At 76.1% G+C, this 3310-nt stretch carries 2 protein-coding genes and 1 pseudogene; all 3 read left to right on the top strand.

The window, feature by feature from the left end; translation table 11 throughout:
• Positions 1-1278, top strand: a 1278-nt coding sequence (locus tag DKL51_RS28660) for an MFS transporter (protein ID WP_124812753.1), incomplete at its 5' end; no start/stop codon positions are given.
• Positions 1275-2363 carry a hypothetical protein gene (locus DKL51_RS28655; protein ID WP_124812751.1) on the top strand — a complete coding sequence of 363 codons (1089 nt, stop codon included), beginning with the start codon at positions 1275-1277 and terminating at the stop codon, positions 2361-2363. The genes DKL51_RS28660 and DKL51_RS28655, both read left to right, overlap by 4 nt.
• 97 nt (positions 2364-2460) lie before the next feature.
• Positions 2461-3310: pseudogene (locus tag DKL51_RS28650) on the top strand (hypothetical protein); the annotation flags it as partial.

The raw sequence follows: 3310 nt of genomic DNA, 5'->3' as shown, positions 1-3310 counted from the left end.
GGGGTGCAGTGGGTGGTGAACGGCTACAACGCCACCTTCGCCAGCTTCATGCTCGCCACCGGCGTGCTCGCCGACCTCTTCGGCCGGCGCCGGGTCTACGCCGTCGGCGTCGCGGTCTTCGCCGCGGGCGGGCTGCTCGCCGCGGTCGCCGACAGCATCGTGCTGCTCGACCTGGCCCGGGCCCTCGCCGGGGTCGGCGCGGCGGCCGCCGCGACCAGCGCCTCCGCCCTGCTCGCCGGGGCGTTCCAGGGCCGCGCCCAGGCCCGCGCCTTCGGGCTCTTCGGTACGACGATCGGCGTCGGCCTCGCCTTCGGCCCGTCGATCGCCGGGCTGCTCATCGAGGGCTTCGGCTGGCGCGCGGTCTTCGCCGCCCCGGCACTGGCCACCGGCCTGGTGCTCGCCCTGGTGCCGCTGCTGCCGGAGTCCCGCCAGCCGCACCCGGGACGCGTCGACTGGCCCGGCACGGTCTCGTTCACCGCCGCGCTGCTGCTGCTCATCTTCGGGTTCGTGCAGGGCCCCGAGTACGGCTGGGCCGCCCCGGTCATCCTCGGTGCGTTCGCCGCCGCGGCGGCGCTGCTGGTGGCCTTCGTCCGGGTGGAACGCCGCCGACCGGACCCGATGTTCGACCTCGCCCTGCTGGCGAGCCCCCGGTTCCTCGGCATCTGCCTGGCGGCGGCCACCATCGTCGCGGTCCTGGTGCCGCTGCTGGTCTACCTGCCGTCGTACCTGACCACGGTGGTCGGGCTCAGTCCCGGGGCGGCCGGCGCGACGCTGATCCTGCTGACCGCACCCACGCTGGTGCTGCCGCTGCTCAGCGGGGTGCTGACCCGGCTGGTCCCGGCCACCGCGGTCACCGTCGTCTCGGTGGTGGTGGTCGCCGTCGGGGCGGCCTGGGCCACCGTGCTCGGCCCGGACGCGGGGACCGCCACCCTGGCCGGGCCGCTGCTCACCATCGGCGTCGGGGTGGGCCTGTCGATCGGGCTGCTCGACGCGCTCGCGATCGCCAGCGTCGCACCCGTCCGGGCGGCGACCGGCGCCGGGATGATCAACACGGCCCGGCTGACCAGTGAGACGATCGCCATCGCGGTGGTCGGCGCGGTGCTGGCCAGCACCACCGCCGGCCGGCTCGCCGACCCCGGCTTCACCGGCGGCCTGCGTACCGTGCTCTGGTCGATGGCCGCGCTGGCCCTGGTCGCCGCGGTGGCCACCGCCGTGCTGGTCCGGCGCGGCGCGCTGCGGGCCGAAGCTGCGGTGAGCGCCTATTCTGGCGGATCGTGACGAGCACCGCGCAGCGACTGGCCGAGATCCGGGGTGGCGTGCCGCCGCGGCGGCACAACGCCCGCACCATCGCCGCGCTGACCGGTAACCCAGGCTGCACCCGGCGGGCGGTGCTGGACAGCGCGGGGGTGGACAAGACCGGGCTGGCCGAGCGGCTCGGCTTCCCGGCCCGGTTCGGCCAGTCCCGCTTCGCCATCACCCGCGGTAACGCCTTCGAGGCGCAGGTCAAGGCCGACGGCGGGGTGGAGCTGCTGCGGCTGGTCGCCGAGCGGTTGGGCGTACCGGTGCCGGAGCGGGCGAGCTGGACGGACCTGGGCGGTGCGGACGACCTGCCGGACCGGCGCGAGCGGTCCCGGGCGGCGCTGACCGGTGCGGGCGCCGACGCGGCGCTCTTCGACCATCCCCTGCTCAGCCTGGCGGTCGCGGGGCAGCGGGTGCACCTGGAACCGGACCTGGTGGCGGCCCGGCTCGCCGGCCGGTTCCACGTCGTCGAGATCAAGTCGTTCCCGGTGATCGACGGGCAGGCCGACCCGGCGAAGGTCTCCGCCGCCGCGATCCAGTCCGCCGTCTACGTCCTGGCGCTGCGCGAGCTGCTCGCCGCCGAGGGGCAGGATCCGGAGCTGGTGTCGCACGACGTGGTGCTGGTCTGCCCGCGCGACTTCGCCAACCGGCCGGTGGCCAGCCTGGTCGACGTCCGCAAGCAACTGCTGGTGCTGCGCCGCCAGCTCGACCGGATGGCCCGGATCGAGGACCTGCTCGCCGACGTGCCGGCGGACTTCACCGTCGACCCGGTCGCCGAGCCGGCGACACTGGTGGCGGCACTGTCCCGGGTGGAGGCCCGCTACGCGCCGGAGTGCCTGGCCGCCTGCGAGCTGGCGTACTTCTGCCGGCACGAGGCGCGCGGCCACACCACGGCGCTGGGCCGTCCGGTGCGCGAGGCGCTGGGCGGGATCGCCGACGTGGCGGAGGTGCTGGCGCTCGCCGAGGGCGAGCGGGCCCCCGACCCGGAGCAGGCGGAGGCCGCCGCGCTGCTGCGCGCCGCCGCCCGCCTGCGGGCCGACGCCCTGGCCGGAAACCCCGCATGAGTACGCCCCGACGCCCGCCTCGCGGCTCGCTACGTGCCGGCGACGCGGCCCCCATACGTGCCGGCAGCGCGGTCTGCCTCCAGCTTGGGGGATCCGCGTGAGTACGCTGCGCGCGCTGGCCAAGGCGCAGGCGGTCGCCGCCGGGGTGGCCCAGCCAGTGGCCACCGTCCGGCACCTGCACCTGTCGGAACGTCCGCTGGTGCTGGTGCCGCTGGCCATGGCCGGCGAGGCGAACGCTCCCCTGGCCGCCCTGGTGGGTGCCGCTCCGGACGAGACGCGGCTGCTGATCGTGCCGCAGCCGCGTAACCGCGACCAGCGCTTCGCGTTCGCCGCTGAACTGGCCGCGATCGTGCTGCCGTACCTGGACGCGCGCCGGGGCGTCTCCGAGGCGGTGCCGATCGACCGGGGCAAGGATGTCCGTTACCGGTACGTCGATGCGCCGCAGCTGCTGGTGCCCAACCCGGCCGGGATCACCTTCCTGCGGCTGCTCGGCCGCTCCACCCGCTTCCGCCGCCCCGACGGTGAGTACCCGGTGCACCCGTCGGTGCCACTGCTCGGGCGCTGGCTGACCTTCTTCGCCGAGCGGGCCGAGCATCCCGGCTCGGCGGCGCTGGTGGCGATGACCGAGGCGCTGACCCTGCACTGGGCGACCGGGCAGAGCGCGGTGGAGGACCTGCACCTGCCGGCGCTGCTGGGCTGGATCGACCCGCCGCCGGGGCTGACCGGCGCCGAGGCGGCGGCCCGGGCCGAGGACCCGTCGGTCTGCCCGCCGGCCGGGCCGGCCACCGACCCGGACTTCGACAACCGGGTGCTCGCCCCGGCGATCACCGCGTACGCCGAGGCCGGGGACGATCCGGTGGCCCGCGCGGCGGCGTACGGGGAGCTGGAGCGCCTGCTGCGCGACCAGCTCACGCCCACCTGGGAGCTGATGTGGCGCGGCGTAGGGT

This window comes from Micromonospora globispora, assembly GCF_003857015.1.
Classification (GTDB): domain Bacteria; phylum Actinomycetota; class Actinomycetes; order Mycobacteriales; family Micromonosporaceae; genus Micromonospora; species Micromonospora globispora.
Note: the sequence above shows the minus strand (reverse complement) of the source record. Positions and strands in the feature narration are given on the sequence as shown.